This window comes from Enemella evansiae, from assembly GCF_004362375.1.
Taxonomy (GTDB): Bacteria; Actinomycetota; Actinomycetes; order Propionibacteriales; family Propionibacteriaceae; genus Enemella; species Enemella evansiae.
The window spans coordinates 1,395,807-1,410,890 of the sequence record NZ_SNXA01000008.1 but is presented as its reverse complement, the minus strand read 5'-3'; the positions used below and the strand labels follow the sequence as shown (position 1 = coordinate 1,410,890).

At 67.7% G+C, this 15,084-nt stretch carries 12 protein-coding genes; 4 read left to right on the top strand and 8 right to left on the bottom strand.

The features are described 5' to 3' along the window. Positions 1 to 438: 438 nt before the first annotated feature. From pgl to tkt, 5 genes are read right to left on the bottom strand one after another with little or no spacing between them, the layout of a single operon-like run. Positions 439 to 1,149 carry a 6-phosphogluconolactonase gene (pgl, locus tag C8D81_RS07305; RefSeq protein ID WP_094360906.1) on the bottom strand — a complete coding sequence of 237 codons (711 nt, stop codon included), beginning with the start codon at positions 1,147 to 1,149 and terminating at the stop codon, positions 439 to 441. Beyond that, the gene (locus C8D81_RS07300) at positions 1,146 to 2,450 is read right to left on the bottom strand and encodes a glucose-6-phosphate dehydrogenase assembly protein OpcA (RefSeq protein ID WP_133625780.1); all 1,305 of its coding nucleotides are present in this window, start codon (positions 2,448 to 2,450) and stop codon (positions 1,146 to 1,148) included. The genes pgl and C8D81_RS07300 overlap by 4 nt, the downstream gene beginning before the upstream one ends. A 13-nt stretch (positions 2,451 to 2,463) precedes the next feature. Then, entirely contained in the window at positions 2,464 to 4,035 is a 1,572-nt protein-coding gene (zwf, locus tag C8D81_RS07295; protein ID WP_094360902.1) for a glucose-6-phosphate dehydrogenase, read from the bottom strand. A 45-nt stretch (positions 4,036 to 4,080) separates the two neighbouring features. Beyond that, entirely contained in the window at positions 4,081 to 5,190 is a 1,110-nt protein-coding gene (gene tal / locus C8D81_RS07290; RefSeq protein WP_094403816.1) for a transaldolase, read from the bottom strand. A gap of 31 nt (positions 5,191 to 5,221) precedes the next feature. After that, on the bottom strand, positions 5,222 to 7,435 hold the full coding sequence (tkt, locus tag C8D81_RS07285) for a transketolase (RefSeq protein ID WP_229117804.1): 2,214 nt from the start codon (positions 7,433 to 7,435) through the stop codon (positions 5,222 to 5,224). Between the two features lie 285 nt (positions 7,436 to 7,720). Between tkt and C8D81_RS07280 the strand changes: the two genes are divergently transcribed. The 4 genes from C8D81_RS07280 (at position 7,721) to C8D81_RS07265 (ending at position 12,687) form a co-directional block, all read left to right on the top strand. Beyond that, positions 7,721 to 8,680 carry a heme o synthase gene (locus C8D81_RS07280; RefSeq protein ID WP_324252386.1) on the top strand — a complete coding sequence of 320 codons (960 nt, stop codon included), beginning with the start codon at positions 7,721 to 7,723 and terminating at the stop codon, positions 8,678 to 8,680. A 754-nt stretch (positions 8,681 to 9,434) separates the two neighbouring features. After that, positions 9,435 to 10,130 carry a hypothetical protein gene (locus C8D81_RS07275; RefSeq protein WP_133625779.1) on the top strand — a complete coding sequence of 232 codons (696 nt, stop codon included), beginning with the start codon at positions 9,435 to 9,437 and terminating at the stop codon, positions 10,128 to 10,130. After that, the gene (locus tag C8D81_RS07270) at positions 10,127 to 11,503 is read left to right on the top strand and encodes a hypothetical protein (RefSeq protein ID WP_094432983.1); all 1,377 of its coding nucleotides are present in this window, start codon (positions 10,127 to 10,129) and stop codon (positions 11,501 to 11,503) included. Before C8D81_RS07275 ends, C8D81_RS07270 begins: the two co-directional genes overlap by 4 nt. Further along, a complete protein-coding gene (locus C8D81_RS07265; protein ID WP_094432981.1) occupies positions 11,503 to 12,687 on the top strand; it encodes an MFS transporter in 1,185 nt (394 codons plus the stop codon). Before C8D81_RS07270 ends, C8D81_RS07265 begins: the two co-directional genes overlap by 1 nt. Positions 12,688 to 12,700: 13 nt before the next feature. Here C8D81_RS07265 and C8D81_RS07260 read toward each other — a convergent pair whose 3' ends face one another. Genes C8D81_RS07260 through C8D81_RS07250 form a run of 3 tightly spaced genes read right to left on the bottom strand, consistent with a single transcriptional unit; the run spans position 12,701 to position 15,056 of the window. Continuing rightward, on the bottom strand, positions 12,701 to 13,594 hold the full coding sequence (locus tag C8D81_RS07260; protein ID WP_094428935.1) for a COX15/CtaA family protein: 894 nt from the start codon (positions 13,592 to 13,594) through the stop codon (positions 12,701 to 12,703). Further along, complete coding sequence (locus C8D81_RS07255) at positions 13,582 to 14,346, bottom strand: ABC transporter permease (protein WP_133625778.1); 765 nt, start codon at positions 14,344 to 14,346, stop codon at positions 13,582 to 13,584. The genes C8D81_RS07260 and C8D81_RS07255 overlap by 13 nt, the downstream gene beginning before the upstream one ends. Next, positions 14,343 to 15,056, bottom strand: coding sequence for an ABC transporter ATP-binding protein (locus tag C8D81_RS07250; RefSeq protein ID WP_229119700.1), 714 nt, complete (start codon positions 15,054 to 15,056; stop codon positions 14,343 to 14,345). Before C8D81_RS07250 ends, C8D81_RS07255 begins: the two co-directional genes overlap by 4 nt. Positions 15,057 to 15,084: the final 28 nt, after the last annotated feature.

Sequence of the window (15,084 nt, the reverse complement as noted above, 5' to 3'; positions counted from 1 at the left end):
GCCCCCCACACCCCCCGGAACGATACGGACGAGCGGTGCTTCGCACGTCCTCTGTTCCGCCCCGAAGAAGGGCTTCGCCCCTTCGGCGGGCGAGGGCTCCGCACCTCGCGCTCCCCGCTGGTAACGGGAACACCCGCTGACCAATGGGTGTTTGATGCCCAGGCGGTATCAAACCATCTGCTGATGCCCGTGCGGTATCAAACCATTTGCTGATGCCCGTGCGGTATCAAACCATTTGCTGATGCCCGTGCGGTATCAAACCATTTGTTGATGCCCGTGTGGCATCAAAGATTTCTTTGATGACTGAGGGGCATCAGACAATTCCTTGATGCCACCTGGGCATCAAAGGGGAACCGATTCACCGGGGTCTGGGACAGGCAGAATTCGGCCCGGCGAGCCGGCCCGCGACCCCCGGCAGCAGGCCGGTGGCGGCCTGCCTCACCGATCGGCGGCGGCGTCCTCGTCGAGGAACCAGACGGTACGCAGGCGGCCGTGTACCGCGCCCGCGGGCAGGTTCTCATCCCCGTCGATGGCGCGGGCGGCGGCGTCGGCCTTCTCCGCGCCCGCGACGATCAGCCAGACCTCGGCGGACTGGTTGATCACCGGGATGGTGAGGCTGATCCGCTCCGGCGGCGGCTTGGGGGAGTCGGTCACCCCGACCACCGTGAACGAGGTGTCCTGCTCGAAGGACGGGTGATCGGGGAAGATCGAGGCCACGTGGCCGTCCGGGCCCATGCCGAGCAGGCAGATGTCGAAGCGGATGTCGCCGAGCTCTGCGGCGTACTGCATCGCCGCCTGGTTGAGGTCGGCCTGCCCACCCTCGGCCGGCATCGGATGCACCCGCGCCGGGTCGAGCGGGATGGTCGCCGCCAGCAGGGCCAGCGTCTGGCCGGCGTTGCGGTCCGGGCTCTCGGTGGCCACGAACCGTTCGTCGCCCCACCAGAACTCGACCCGCTTCCAGTCGACGGTGTTGTCATCACCCTGTCCGTCGGCGAGCTGACGGTACATCCGGTTGGCGATCCGGCCACCGGTCAGGCACAGCTGCACCACGCGGTCCGGATCGGCCTGCAACTGACTGATCGATCGACGGAGCTGGTGCGCCACCGTCGCGGCGAGCTCATCGGCGTCGCCAGAGGTCACCACGGTCATCCAGTCGTCCTTCCTCCGGTGCGGGGGGCGGTTCTGGGCGCGTTCCTGCGGGCGGTCGTCTTCTTGGCGGGCGTCTTCCTGGCCGCGGTCTTCTTCGCCGTCGACTTCTGGGCCGGTGTCTTCTTCGCGACCGCGGCCTTCTTGGCCGTCGTCTGCCGCGGCGAGGTCCGGGTGGCCGGCGCCTTGCTGGTCGAGGACCGGCTCGCGGTCGCCTTCTTCGCCGCGGTCTTGCTGGCGGGCGCCTTCTTCGCGGCCTTCTTGGCCGTGGTCTTCTTTGCGGCCGTCTTCTTGGCGGGCGTCTTCCCGCTCACCGCGGCCTGTGCGGCCTTCGCCTCCGGGGTACGCCGGGCGGCGCCCTTGACCGCGGCCCGCCGGCCGGTGCCGCTGCTGTTGTCCTTGCTGCGCTGCAGCCGCTTCACCAGCACCTGGGCCGCCTGCTCGAAGATGTCGTCGGCGTCCATCCGCCGCAGCTCCTCGGCGAGCAGTTGGTTCACGTCCCGGCGGCGCAGCGCGACCAGCCGATGCGGCTGGCCCGGCACCTGGTAGGAGGCCAGCAACCCGTCGGCACGGGTGATCGCGATGTCCCCGGCGGGTGTGGTCATCCGAACCGCGGTGATACCGGGGCCGCGGGAGGTGAGCCGCTGCACGTCGACCTTGAGCCGCGCCTCCAGCCAGGAGGCCAGCAGATCGGCCGGTGCGTTGTCCCGGGATGCCTCGACGCTGGCGCTGATGATCGGCGCCGGGTACTGGTCCAGCGACGCCGCGAGCAGCACCCGCCACGGGGTGAGCCGGGTCCAGGTCAGATCGGTGTCACCGCGGGCATGGTTGCGGGCCCGCGCCTCCAGGGCCTGCAGCGGCCGCGGGGAGCCCATCGCATCGGTGATCCGCCGGTTCGCCAGCGCGCCGAGCTGGTCGCGGACCGGATCGTCGGGGGCGGCGCCGGGCCACCAGACGACCACGGGCGAATCGGGCAGCAGCAGCGGCAGCACGACCGAGTCGGCGTGCCGGGCCACATCGCCGGCAACCCGGAGGACGATGATCTCACCGGGTTCCTCACCGATCCGCACCTCGGCGTCGAGCCGGTGCCGGCGGCCCTTGCCGGTGACCACCAGCAGGATCCGGGAGGGATGTTCCCGACCGGCGGCCAGGCAGGCCTCCAGCGCGGCCTCGGAGTTCTTCTCGTCGGTGGGGACGACCAGGGTCAGCACCATCCCCGAGGTGGGGGAGCCGATGCTGCGGCGGGCCTTGACGATCGACGAGGCGATCTTGGCCGAGGTGGTGTCGTTCAGCTCGATGATCATGGTGTCTCTCCGATCAGGGCCGGCGCCAGGCGCGGCCGTCGCGGGCGAGCATCTCGCGGGCACTCTCCGGGCCCCAGGTGCCGGCCTCGTAGTCCTCCGGGGGCGTACCGAGACTGGCCCAGTAGTCCAGGATCGGATCGAGGATCATCCAGGACAGCTCGACCTCCTCGCGCTGCGGGAAGAGCGGCGGCTCACCCAGCAGCACATCCAGGATCAACCGCTCGTACGCCTCCGGGCTGTTCTCGGTGAACGACCCGCCGTAGGCGAAGTCCATGTTCACCTGCCGGATCTCCATCTGGGTGCCCGGCACCTTCGCGCCGAACTGCAGGGTCACACCCTCGTCGGGCTGGATCCGCATCACCAGGGCGTTGTTGCCGAGCTCCTCGGTGTCGGTGTCGGTGAACGGCAGGTGCGGGGCCCGCTTGAAACCGAGGGCGACCTCGGTGACCCGGCGGGGGAGCCGCTTGCCGGTACGCAGATAGAACGGCACCCCGGCCCAGCGGCGGTTGTCGATGTCGACCCGGATCGCGGCGAAGGTCTCGGTGGTGGACTTCGGGTCGATGCCCTCCTCCTGGATGTAACCGCGGACCTTCTCACCGCCCTGCCAGCCGGCGGCGTACCGGCCCCGCGCGGTGTGCGCGGCCAGATCCGCCGGGGGCCGGGTGGCGGCCAGCACCTTCTGCTTCTCCACCCGCAGCTGGGCCGCGTCGAAGGAGTTGGGCTCCTCCATCGCGGTCAGCGCGAGCAGCTGCAGCAGGTGGTTCTGGATCACATCGCGCGCCGCGCCGATGCCGTCGTAGTAACCGGCCCGGCCGCCGATGCCGATGTCCTCGGCCATCGTGATCTGCACGTGGTCGATGTAGTTGTTGTTCCAGACCGGTTCGAACAGCTGGTTGGCGAACCGCAGCGCCAGCATGTTCTGCACGGTTTCCTTGCCCAGGTAGTGATCGATCCGGAAGACCGAGGAGGGCGGGAAGACCGAGGAGACCGTCCGCTCCAGCTCCCGCGCCGACTCCAGATCGTGGCCGAACGGCTTCTCGATCACCACCCGGGACCAGGAACCGCTGGTCGACTCGGCCAGCCCGAACTTGCGCAGCTTGCCGACCACCGTGTCGAACAGGCCCGGCGGCAGCGACAGATAGAAGGCGTGGTTGCCACCGGTGCCGCGGACCTGATCCAGTTCGGCGATCGTGTTCTTCAGCGTGATGAACGCGTTGTCGTCGGTCAGTTCACCCGGAACGAAACGGATCCCCTCGACCAGCTGCTGCCAGACCTCCTCGCGGAAGGGGGTCCGGGCGTACTGCTTGACCGAGTCGTGCACGATCTTCTCGAAGTCCTGGTTCTCCCAGTCCCGGCGGGCGAAGCCGACCAGCCCGAAACCGGGCGGCAGCAGCCCCCGGTTCGCGAGGTCGTAGACCGCCGGCATCAGCTTCTTCCGCGACAGGTCGCCGGTGACGCCGAAGATCACCAGGACGCAGGGTCCGGCGATCTGCGGCAACCGGCGATCCTGTGCGTCGCGAAGCGGGTTGGACTTCCCCAGCGTGCGCGCCAGGTTGATCGGGGCCTGCGCTGTCGCGTCAGCCACGCTGTGCTCCTTTTCGTTGCCTGGAACGGTTTCTGGCCGTACGCCTCAGCTGCTCTGCTTCAGCTGATCGGTGACGGTCTCCACCAGTTCGGCCCAGGACTTGTCGAACTTCTCCACGCCCTCGTCCTCGAGCACCTTGACCACATCGTCCAGGTCGATACCGACCTGCTCGAGCGCGGCCATCGTCTGGCGTGCGTCATCGAGGTTCGGGGTGATCGCATCGGCGGTCACCTCACCGTGGTCGGCGAAGGCCTGCATGGTCTTCTCCGGCATCGTGTTCACGGTGCCCGGGGCGATCAGCTCGGCGACATAGAGGGTGTCCGGGTACGCCGGATCCTTGACACCGGTGGACGCCCACAGCGGCCGCTGCACGGTGGCCCCCTTGGCCTTCAGCGCGGCGAAGCGCTCACCGGATTCGAAGACCTGCTGGTAGAGCTCGTAGGCGAGCCGGGCGTTGGCGACCGCTGCCTTGCCCTTCAGCTGGGTGGCCTGCTCGGTGCCGATGGCGTCGAGCCGCTTGTCCACCTCGGAGTCCACCCGGGAGACGAAGAAGGACGCGACCGAGTGCAGCCGGGACAGGTCCCGGCCCTGCTCGGCGGCCTGCTCCAGACCGGCCAGATAGGCATCCATCACGCCCTGGTAGCGCTCCAGGGAGAAGATCAGGGTGACGTTGACCGAGATCCCCTCGGCGATCGTCGCGGTGATCGCCGGCAACCCCTCCTCGGTGGCGGGGATCTTGATCAGCACGTTGTCCCGGCCGACGACCTCGGCCAGCTGCTTGGCCTGGGCGATGGTGCCGGCGGTGTCGCGGGCCAGGCCCGGCTCGACCTCGATGGACACCCGGCCGTCGACCTTGTCGGTGGCCCGGTTGGTGGCCGAGAGCACATCGCAGGCGGCGCGGACATCGTCGGTGGTCAGGGCCTGGATGGCTTCGTCCACGCCGGTGCCGCGGTCCCGCAGGATCTGCAGCTGCGCCTCGTACGCCTCGCCGTTCGACAGTGCGGTGGCGAAGATGGTCGGGTTCGTGGTGACACCGACGACCGAGGACTCGGCGACCAGCTTGGCGAGATCGCCGGTGGCGATCCGCTCCCGGGACAGGTCGTCGAGCCAGATCGATACGCCGGCGTCGGAAAGCTTCTTCAGTCGATCAGACATGTGGCTGCTCCTCTTTGGAGATCAGGGATTTTCAGTGCTGCTGGGCGGTGGCGATGTCCGCGGTGCGGACCCGGCCGTGCGCCCGGCGGGGGAGTGCATCCCCGGGGTTCTTGACCGCGGCCAGGCTCTCCTTGGCGGCTTCGACCACGTGCTCCGCGGTGAAACCGAGCCTCTCGAAGAGCTCGCTGCCGGAGGCGGAGGCGCCGTAGTGCTCCAGGCTGACCGCGCGGCCGTTGTCGCCGATCAGGTCCTGCCAGGACATCGACACCGCGGCCTCGACCGAGACCCGGGCCTTCACATCGGCCGGGATCACCGAGTTGCGGTAGTCGTCGTCCTGCTCGTCGAACCATTCGCGACAGGGCATCGAGACGACCCGGGCGGCGATCCCTTCGCCGGCCAGCTGCTCGGCCGCGGTGAGGGCGTACTGCACCTCGGAGCCGGTCGCGATCAGCACCACGCGCTGATCGGCGTCGGCGTCCCCGAACTCCTTCAGCACGTAACCGCCCTTCGCGACCCCGTCGAGACCGGCGAAGCCGTCGGTGTCGCGGGGGAAGGTGGGCACGTTCTGCCGGGTCAGGATCAGGCCGGCGGGCCGATCGGTGTGCGCCAGGATGGCCTTCCAGGCGGCGACCGTCTCGTTCGAGTCGGCCGGCCGGACGATGTCCAGGCCGGGGATCGAACGCAGCGCGGCCAGCTGCTCGACCGGCTGGTGGGTCGGGCCGTCCTCACCCAGACCCACCGAGTCGTGGGTCCAGACGAAGGTGACCGGCAGACCCATCAGCGCCGCCAGCCGGACCGGCGGGCGCATGTAGTCGGAGAACACCAGGAAGGTGCCGCCGTAGACGCGGGTCCGCCCGTGCTGGGTGATGCCGTTCATGATCGCGCCCATGGCGTGCTCGCGGATGCCGAAGTGCATCACCCGGCCGTATTCGTTGCCGGAGAACATCTCGGTCTGCCGGTCCGCCGGCAGGAAGCTGGGCTGGTCCTTCGGCGTGGTGTTGTTCGAACCGGCCAGGTCGGCCGACCCGCCCCACAGCTCGGGCAGCGTCTTGGCGGCCGCGGTGAGGAAGTCACCGGAGGCGGCGCGGGTGGCCTTGCCCTTCTCGTCGGCCTCGAAGACCGGCAGATCGGCATCCCAACCCGCGGGCAGGGAGCGGGTCTCCAGCCGGTCGAACAGCTCGGCGCGCTCGGGGTTGGCGGCCTTCCAGGCGTCGAACTTCTCGGTCCACTCGGCCTGCTCCTGCTTGCCACGCTCACCCAGGCCCTTGCGGGAGTGCTCGATCACCTCGTCGGCGACCTCGAAGGTCTGCTCCGGGTCGAAGCCGAGGATCTTCTTGGTGGCGGCGACCTCCTCCTCGCCGAGGGCGGAGCCGTGCGACTTGCCGGTGCCCTGCAGCTTCGGCGCCGGCCAGGCGATGATCGTGCGCAGCTGGATGAACGAGGGCCGGTCGGTGACCTTGCGGGCCTCGTCGAGTGCCGCGTCGAGCGCCTTCAGATCCTCGACGTAGGCGCCGCCGCCGTCGGGGGCGTTCTGCTCGTCGCGGTCGCGTACCCACTCCACGGTCTGCACGTGCCAGCCGTACGCCCGGTAGCGCTCGGCGACGTCCTCGGTGAAGGCGATGTTGGTGTCGTCCTCGATGGAGATCCGGTTGTCGTCCCAGATCAGCGTGAGGTTGCCCAGCCGCTGGGTGCCGGCCAGCGAGGACGCCTCGGAGGAGACGCCCTCCTGCATGTCGCCGTCGGAGGCCAGGCAGTAGATCTGGTGGTCGAAGATCGACTCACCGGGCGCGGCGTCCGGGTCGAACATGCCGCGCTCGCGGCGCGCCGCCATCGCCATCCCGACGGCATTGCCGACACCGGTGCCGAGCGGCCCGGTGGTGGTCTCCACACCGTCGGTGTGACCGTACTCGGGGTGGCCCGGGGTCTCCGAACCCCAGGTGCGCAAGGCTTTCAGGTCATCCAGTTCCAGCCCGAAACCGCCCAGGTAGAGCTGGGTGTAGAGGGTCAGCGAGGAGTGACCGGCGGACAGCACGAACCGGTCGCGGCCCGGCCAATGGGTGTCGGCGGGGTTGTGCCGCATCTTCTTCTGGAACAGCAGGTACGCCGCGGGGGCGAGGCTCATCGCGGTTCCCGGGTGACCGTTGCCGACCTTCTGCACCGCGTCCGCGGCGAGTACCCGAGCGGTGTCGACCGCTCGGGAGTCGAGTTCGGTCCAGCCTTCGGGAAGGTGGGAGGCGTCTGTCACGGAGGGGGTCCTTTCACGCGTTGGTTCAGCACCAGCAGGGCAGTGGTGTCCGCAGGCCGGCCGCCACATGATGGCACGGCGCACGTCACGGAACGGTCACAACCGACCCTACTGCGTGGTTCCGAAGGCATGGCAGCAGCCCCTGCGGACGCCGTCGGTGTCGGTGTGATTCAAGTCGCGGTCTCTTCGGCCCACGTCGGTTTCTACCCGCTGCCCGATGGTCGTAGACTGCATGGGACCCCGCGGGCGTACCCCGGCCGCCTCCACCGACCAGAAGAAGGTTCAGTGACCCACACCGATGCCCACCCGGTCGTCTCCACGGCTGGTTCGGTTGAGAGTGGTTCGGTCCCGGCGGCCACCTGGCGGGACGTGGTCAAGGCCTACGTCGCGCTGACCAAGCCCCGGATCGTCGAGTTGCTGCTGGTCACCACCGCGCCCGCGATGTTCCTGGCCGCCCGCGGCGTACCGCACCTGGCGCTGGTCTTCTGGACGCTGATCGCCGGCGGCCTGGCCGCGGCCAGTGCGAACACCTTCAACTGTGTGCTGGACCGCGACATCGACGAGAAGATGCGCCGCACCCGCCGCCGCCCGATGCCCCGGCATCAGGTGTCGCCGCGCGCCGGCACCATCTTCGGCATCGTGCTGGGGGTGGCGGCCACGCTGCTCTTCGGCTTCTTCGTGAACTGGCTGTCCGCGGTGCTGGCGCTGGTGGCGAACGCGTTCTATGTGCTCGTCTACACGATGTGGCTGAAGCGGTCGATGTCGCAGAACATCGTCTGGGGCGGGATCGCCGGTTGCTTCCCGCCGCTGATCGGCTGGACCGCGGTGACCAACTCGGTCGCGCTGGCGCCGTTCGTGCTGTTCGCGATCGTCTTCTTCTGGACCCCGCCGCACACCTGGGCGCTGGCCTTCCGCTACCGCGCCGACTACGCCGCGGCCGAGGTGCCGATGCTGCCGGTGGTGATGTCCGCGCCGCGGGTCGCCAAGCGGATCCTGATCTATTCCATCCTGATGGTCGCGACCTCCATCTCGCTCTGGCCGATCGCCGACACCGGCTGGCTCTACCCGGCCGTCGCCATCCTCGGCGGTGCGGTCTTCCTCATCGAGGCCATCGGCCTGCTGCGCCGCGCCAACGCCGGCGCCCTGGACGCCGCGCTGAAGCCCATGCGGCTCTTCCACTGGTCGAACAGCTACCTGGCGCTGATCTTCCTCGCCGCCGCGATCGACCCGCTGATCTTCCACTAGTTCCCGGCTCGCGTCAGCGCGCCATCACCCCGCGCGCCACATCGCGATCCATCGAATCGTGTGTGCAAAGGTCCATTCCTGCAGCAATCGACGGGTACGCCGAGGGTTCGATGGATGGCGGTGCGTGGCCCGACCGACCCGGCATCGCGCGCGACGGCCGAGCCAGCGGAGTTCTGCGCTTGCAGTAAGGCCTGAGGGTGACCTGGCGAACGCCAGGACATGCAGTAGTACGCGAAATCCATGATCAAACCCAGTGAGACTGGGTTTTCGATCGCGAATAGTTGCCCTACTGCATGTCCCTGCGTACGCCAGCGGCGCGGATGATTTCTCCGATTTGTCGAACTTCCGGCGGATGACCGCCATGGCCGATACGCTCACGATCCCACCCCCGGGATGTAGGAGAGCGCCGCGCCTATGCGATTTCGTGAACGGATCAGAAGTTACCTGCCGATCATCGTGGTGGCCGCCGTCTGCGTCGTGGCGGCTGGCCTGCTGGTCTCGGTTTTCGCGCCCGAACCGGTCCGTCCTTCCAAGCCAGTGATCGTCACCTCCGGGGAGTGGGCGCCATACGTGGGTGAGGGAATGCCACAGGGTGGGCCGACCGCACAGATTGTCACCGAGGTACTCGAGCGACAGGGTTACGACCCCACGGTCCGATACACATCGTGGTCATTGGCCACCAAGCAGTCACAGGAACAGGGTGTTCACGGCGGGCAAGGACCGACTCCGGGATTTCGTGGCCTCGGATCCCCTGATGGAGTTCGAGTACGTTCTTTTCACCCGCAGGGACAACGAGCGGGCCAGGCAGATCAAGATTCCGGAGGATCTGCGCGGGTTGAAGATCGGTGTGGTTCCCGGATACGACTACTGGGCCTCACTCATGCAGGCACCTGCCGGCAAGGTCACCTTCGATTCGAGTCTCGAGGCCTTCGAAGCCCTCAATCGCGGTGATGTCGACCTCGTTCCGGAGAGCCTTGAGTCCGGAGCCGCCGTCCTGACCGATCCCCGATTCAGCGGCGATGCCGCAGCATTCGAATCAGTGGACCCCAGCGGCAACCCCTTGCTGGGTTCCAAGGAGACCCTCCATTTCCTGATCAAGAGATCTGTCCAGGGTGAGGAGATCATGGCGGGCTTCAATCGGGAACTCGCTGCGTACAAGCTGACCGAGAACTATCGCCGAGCTGTGGCCCCGATCACCTCGCCCAACCAAGAGGCCGCAGAGCTGGTCGGTGCGGGACCGGTCGAACTGTTCACCGTCCAGGATCAGCAGGTGGTGCTCTCCGCGCCGGGTGCAAAGGTCCATGTCCGCCGCTGGCCGACAAGTTATGCAACCCCAGGGCCGGCCCCGCGGACCGAACGTGCCGAGGTGAAGGTCATCGACGGTCCTCTCGCTGGACGAATTCTCGAGGTGGACCCGGCCGCCCTGCGATTGATCAAGGAGCCCGGATGATCAAGTTGTGCGCACTGGTCCCCTCGTCGATCGACTTCCGCGAGACACTGGGTGCCGCCGAGCGCAATCCCGCCGCTTATGAGGAGTTCTGGCAGGCAGTCGAGCGCAGGTTGCTCGAGGACAGCGTCTTCGACGCCAACACCATGACCGTTGCTCGTGCACGTCGGGACAACAAGGGTTGGGGCAGCATCGTCGACGACGATCTGGACCGACCGGTCGAAGTGCTTTCGCTGCGCTTCAATCCCGAGCTGTTTCCCTTGACTCCACCGGAACCCCTTGAATTGATTGACATCGAGGACGCCATCACCTGCCGGTTGTACAACCATGGCGTCTTCTCGGTCGAACTGGAATGCAGCGTGGCGGAAGGTCCGGATTCACCCCTGGCTCCCCGCCTTGATGACATCGACGAAGCATTCACCGAGTGGATCCCCAGGTTCATCAAGTTCCTGCACGACCGGTTCCTGGTGCAGATCGTCACCAGTATCCGTGATGTCGACCCACGTGCGGAGTTCGTCGAGCCAGCAGCGCGTACGCTTCCCGGTCGAGATGGCTGCCTGGGTCGTCCGTTGTGGATCACGAGATCCCTGTGCATCCAGGAGAATGATCCCGCGCTTGCCGATCTCGTCAACGAGTGGTTGCGGGATGTCGAGGCCGTCGAACCTGGTGTGGCGCAGCGGCTGATCGATCCCGGCAGTGGCCTCCGACAGTTCGCCAGATGGTTCCACCATGTCTTCCTGATGACCGAGGACGAGCTCCGCCAACCCCTTCCGCAGACCTTCCCGGACATGATGTTCGCCCTCCGATACGCCCAGTACTTCTACGGGGCTACCGAACAGGAGGAGATCCGCCTGAAGGGAATCCTGGCGCTGTCCCTGGCCAAGGATCCGCCATGGCCGATGGCCGAACTCCGCCGAGAGCTTGAGCAGGGCTCCCGCCGCGTGGCGTTCATCGAGATGGAGCGTTCCGAGATAAGGAAGTTCCTGCGTCGGGCTCGGTTGCGGGAGTTCGACGGACTGTTGGAATCCTGGAAGTTCGACGAGATCGTCGTGCAGCCCGCCAGGGAGAAGGTCGATGCAGCGGACAAGAGACTCTCAGAGCTCTCCGAGACTCGATCATCGCGTGCCTCGTTGTTCACCGATGTCATCCTGCTGGCCATTGGAATCACCTCCGTGGTGAGCACAACGCTCGCGCTGACCGAGTTCGGACGAACGATGAACAGTGATCCGGGGATGGCGAGTTATGACGGCGGCGGGAGCCGCCTCGTCGCCTGGTTCGCCGCTCAGTCCGCCGACGGGCTCCTGTTGGCATCCATTGCGGCCTGTCTGATTCTCACGGTCCTCTATCTCTACTTCCGGCGGCTCAGCAACCGTTGATGACTGCTCGTCGGAATTTGATCGCCCTCACTGCCATCGAGGGGTTGCTGGCAGTTCAGTTCTGGTTCCCCGTGTGGATGATCTTCCTGCTGGATCAGGGTTTCAGTCTCACCACGATCGCTCTCGCCGACGGCTGCTTCCGAGTAGCGGTGGTGATTTCCGAGCTTCCGATGGGAGTGCTGGCAGATCGATTCGGGCAACGTATTGCGTACCTGTGGTTGGCGCTGCTGACCCTGTTCACCTTCGTTGGGGCTGCCTTCGTCCAGTCGACCTGGCAGGTGATGGTCATCTGGTTCCTGTGGGGCATCCAGTGGGCGGCCGCCTCCGGCTTGGGGAGCGCCGTTCTGGCGGAGTTGGCCAGCACGGGCAGGCTGGCGGTTGGATTGCATCGCGCGTGGAGCCGGGTGCGCGCGGTCAGTACCGCGACTGGTGCGGCGAGTCTGGCCTTCGCGGGGTTGCTCTATCAGACAGACATCCGGCTCCCGTTCTTGCTGACAGCTCTGGCGGGAGGCCTGATTCTGCCGCTGCTCCTGCTGCTGCCAGCGATGCCGCGGCACAGAGTCACCAGTCGATCACCGTGGCGGACCCCCGATCCGCGAAGTCTGCTGCCGGCCGGTGGTGCGATGCTGCTGGGCATCTGGGTGCTGACTGTCGCCTGGACGCTGGTCATCCTCTATCAACCTCTGGCGACGGAGTTGGGAATCGGTGCCGAAGGGTCGGCGCTGATGTATGTGCTCTATGCGGTCTCAGGCGTGTTGGCGAGTGCGTTGTTGTCGACCCTCCCCGAGCGATTCGCGCCTTGGGCAGTCGGGCTCGGCGCCGTGCTGATGATCGGGTCGACCGCTGCTGTGGGCTTGTGGCCCGATCTCGGGCCAGTGCTGTGGGTCCCGGTCATCGGTGCTGGGTTCAATCTGGTCTGGGTGACCACCGAAGCGTGGATCGGGATCAAGGCGCCACCGCATGCAAGGTCCACGGCCGTCTCAGCAGCGAGCTTTCTGAGCGGGGTGGTGATGATCGGCACTCGGCCAGGAATGGTGCTGGTCGCTGAGCGTTGGTCGGCGCAGTTCGCATTCGTGATCTGGGCGATGCTTGCGGTCCTTTTCGGGGGAGTGCTCTATCTGGTCTGGCGACTGATCCGACGATTGCCGAACGCAGCCCCGAGCCAGCCAGAGACACCCTCCTGACAGGAGGGTTTCGTCAGCGGGTCGTGACCTCCCGGCGTACGCCCCAGAGGAGATTCGCCGCCAGCGCCGAGACCACCGACACCCCGATCATGTGCAGTGCCACGATCCAGATCGGCAGGCCGTTGAAGTACTGCAGGTAGCCGACCAGGCCCTGCGCCACCACCGCCAGCGCCAGCCAGGCCGCGGCGCGGGAGCGGGTCAGCCACCAGGCGATCGCCAGCGCGATGATCACGGCCCAGACGCTCCAGGCGTGTGCCTTGGCGACGACCTCCAGGGTGAAGCCGGTCCGGGCGGCCTCGTCATCGCCACCGTGCGGGGCGGAGCCGGTGACCAGGGTGCCGAGCACCACCGAGAGCATCACCAGCCAGAAGGTGATCCGGGCCCACAATTGGCCGGCTGCCGAGACGGGTTGTGGTTCGAGCCGCTTCGCGCGGCGGACGAGCAGCACCAGCACCACGACCAGCGCCACCGAGACCAGCAGGTGCCCGGCCACCACATAGGGGTTGAGCTGGGTGAGCACGGTGATCCCACCGATCACTGCCTGGGCGGGGATGCCGAGCGCCGCCCAGAACGCGATCAGGACCAGGTCGCGGCGCGGACGGCCGTTGTCGCGGACCCGCAGCGCCGCCCAGAAGGTGCCGATCGCCAGTGCGATCAGGGCGAAGGTGAGCAGCCGGTTGCCGAACTCGATCGCCGGGTGCAGCCCGAAGCTGTCCGGGATCAGCGACTGGTTGGTGCACTTCGGCCAGGTCGGGCAACCGAGCCCGGACTTGGTCAACCGAACCAGCGCACCGGTGAGGATCAGGCCCATGTTGCCGGCGAGCGAACCGATCGCCCAGCCACGCAAGGTCCGCCACCGGCGTTCCTCGGCAGCCGTCTGGGCGGGCTCGGCGGTCAGGACATCCATCGGAACACCTTTCTGGTCAGCAGACTGGCCGCTACCGCCCAGGCCAGCAGCACCGGGAGCGACCACCAGATCGCCTGCCCGGTCCCGGCGCCACGCAGCGCCTCGGCCAGGGCCGCGGTCGGCAGCGCCGCCACGACCGGTCGGATCGCCTCCGGATATCCGGAGAGCGGCAGCAGGACGCCACCGGCGACCGCCAGCAGCAGATAGATCAGGTTCGCCAGACCCAGCGTCAGTTCGGCGCGCAGCGTCCCGGCCAGCAGCAGCGCCAGGGCGGCGAAGGCGACCCCGGCGAGCACCGTCGCCAGCACCCCGATCAGCACCGGGAGTGGCTGCAGCACCGGTCGCCAGCCGAGTGCGAACGCGGCGAGCATCAGCAGCACCAGTTGACCGGCGGTGACCAGCAGCAGCGAGATCGCCTTGCCCAGCAGCAATCCCGTCCGCGTCAGCGGCGTACTCGCGAGCCGTTCCAGCACCCCGTAACGCCGCTCGAACCCGGTCGCGATCGCCAGCGAGGTGAACGCCGAGGACCAGATCGCCAGCGCCAGCACCGAGGGCACCAGCAGCGCGAAGTCCAGTCCGAACCGGTCGCCGAGCAACCGGCCCAGCACCAGTGCGCCGATCGGGATCACCAGTGCCAGCAGCAATTGCTCGCCGTTGCGGACCAGCAGCATCGCCTCGGTACGGGCCTGTCGCCAGACCCGGGTACCGGCCGGTGCGGCACCGGGGGCGGGGGAGAGGTCGAGGGTGGTCATCGTGCCTCCGGTCGGGTGGCGGCCAGGAACAGCTCCTCCATCGAGCGTTCGGCGGTCAGCTCGGCGACCGATCCGGCGAGCACCACTCGGCCGGCATCGATGATGTGTACGCCGTCGGCGAGTGTCTGCGCCTCGTCCATCGCGTGGGTGGTCAGCAGCACCGAGACCCCGGCGGCCCGCAGGCTCGCCAGCAGCTGCCAGATCTGCCGGCGAACGTGCGGATCGAGGCCGGCGGTGGGCTCGTCGAGGAAGACCAGTTGGGGGCGCCCGATCAGCGCTCCGGCCAGATTGACCAGCTGCTGCTGGCCGCCGGAGAGCCGGCGATAGGTGGTCTGGGCGAAGCGATCGATGCCGAGTTCGCCGGCCAGCGCGGCGACCGGCAGCGGGTGGGCGTACAACCCGGCGAGATGGTGCAGCAGCTCGAGCGGCTTGATCCCGGACCAGGCGCCCACCGATTGCGGCATCACCCCGATCAACCCGGCGGCGGCGGCCGCGGCCGGAGTGGTCCCGCAGACCTCGATCGTGCCGGTGAACTCACCCGGCCCGTAGAGGCCGGTGCAGCAGCGGATGGTGCTGGTCTTGCCGGCGCCGTTGGGGCCGAGCAGTGCGGTGATCTCACCCGCCGGGGCGGTCAGCGACAGCCCGTCGAGGATCGTCCGACCACCACGCGACAGCCGGACGTCGGCGAGGTCGAGGGCGGTTGCGGGCACCGCCTCATTGTACGGCCGATGACCCGCG

Excerpts from the sequence above, each read along its gene's own strand:
- pgl (WP_094360906.1), bottom strand. The coding sequence starts at position 1,149 with ATGACCGTGGTGACCTCTGGCGACGCCGATGAGCTCGCCGCGACGGTG.
- C8D81_RS07300 (WP_133625780.1), bottom strand. The coding sequence starts at position 2,450 with ATGATCATCGAGCTGAACGACACCACCTCGGCCAAGATCGCCTCGTCG.
- tal (WP_094403816.1), bottom strand. The coding sequence starts at position 5,190 with ATGTCTGATCGACTGAAGAAGCTTTCCGACGCCGGCGTATCGATCTGG.
- C8D81_RS07275 (WP_133625779.1), top strand. The coding sequence starts at position 9,435 with ATGGAGTTCGAGTACGTTCTTTTCACCCGCAGGGACAACGAGCGGGCC.
- C8D81_RS07270 (WP_094432983.1), top strand. The coding sequence starts at position 10,127 with ATGATCAAGTTGTGCGCACTGGTCCCCTCGTCGATCGACTTCCGCGAG.
- C8D81_RS07265 (WP_094432981.1), top strand. The coding sequence starts at position 11,503 with ATGACTGCTCGTCGGAATTTGATCGCCCTCACTGCCATCGAGGGGTTG.
- C8D81_RS07260 (WP_094428935.1), bottom strand. The coding sequence starts at position 13,594 with ATGGATGTCCTGACCGCCGAGCCCGCCCAGACGGCTGCCGAGGAACGC.
- C8D81_RS07255 (WP_133625778.1), bottom strand. The coding sequence starts at position 14,346 with ATGACCACCCTCGACCTCTCCCCCGCCCCCGGTGCCGCACCGGCCGGT.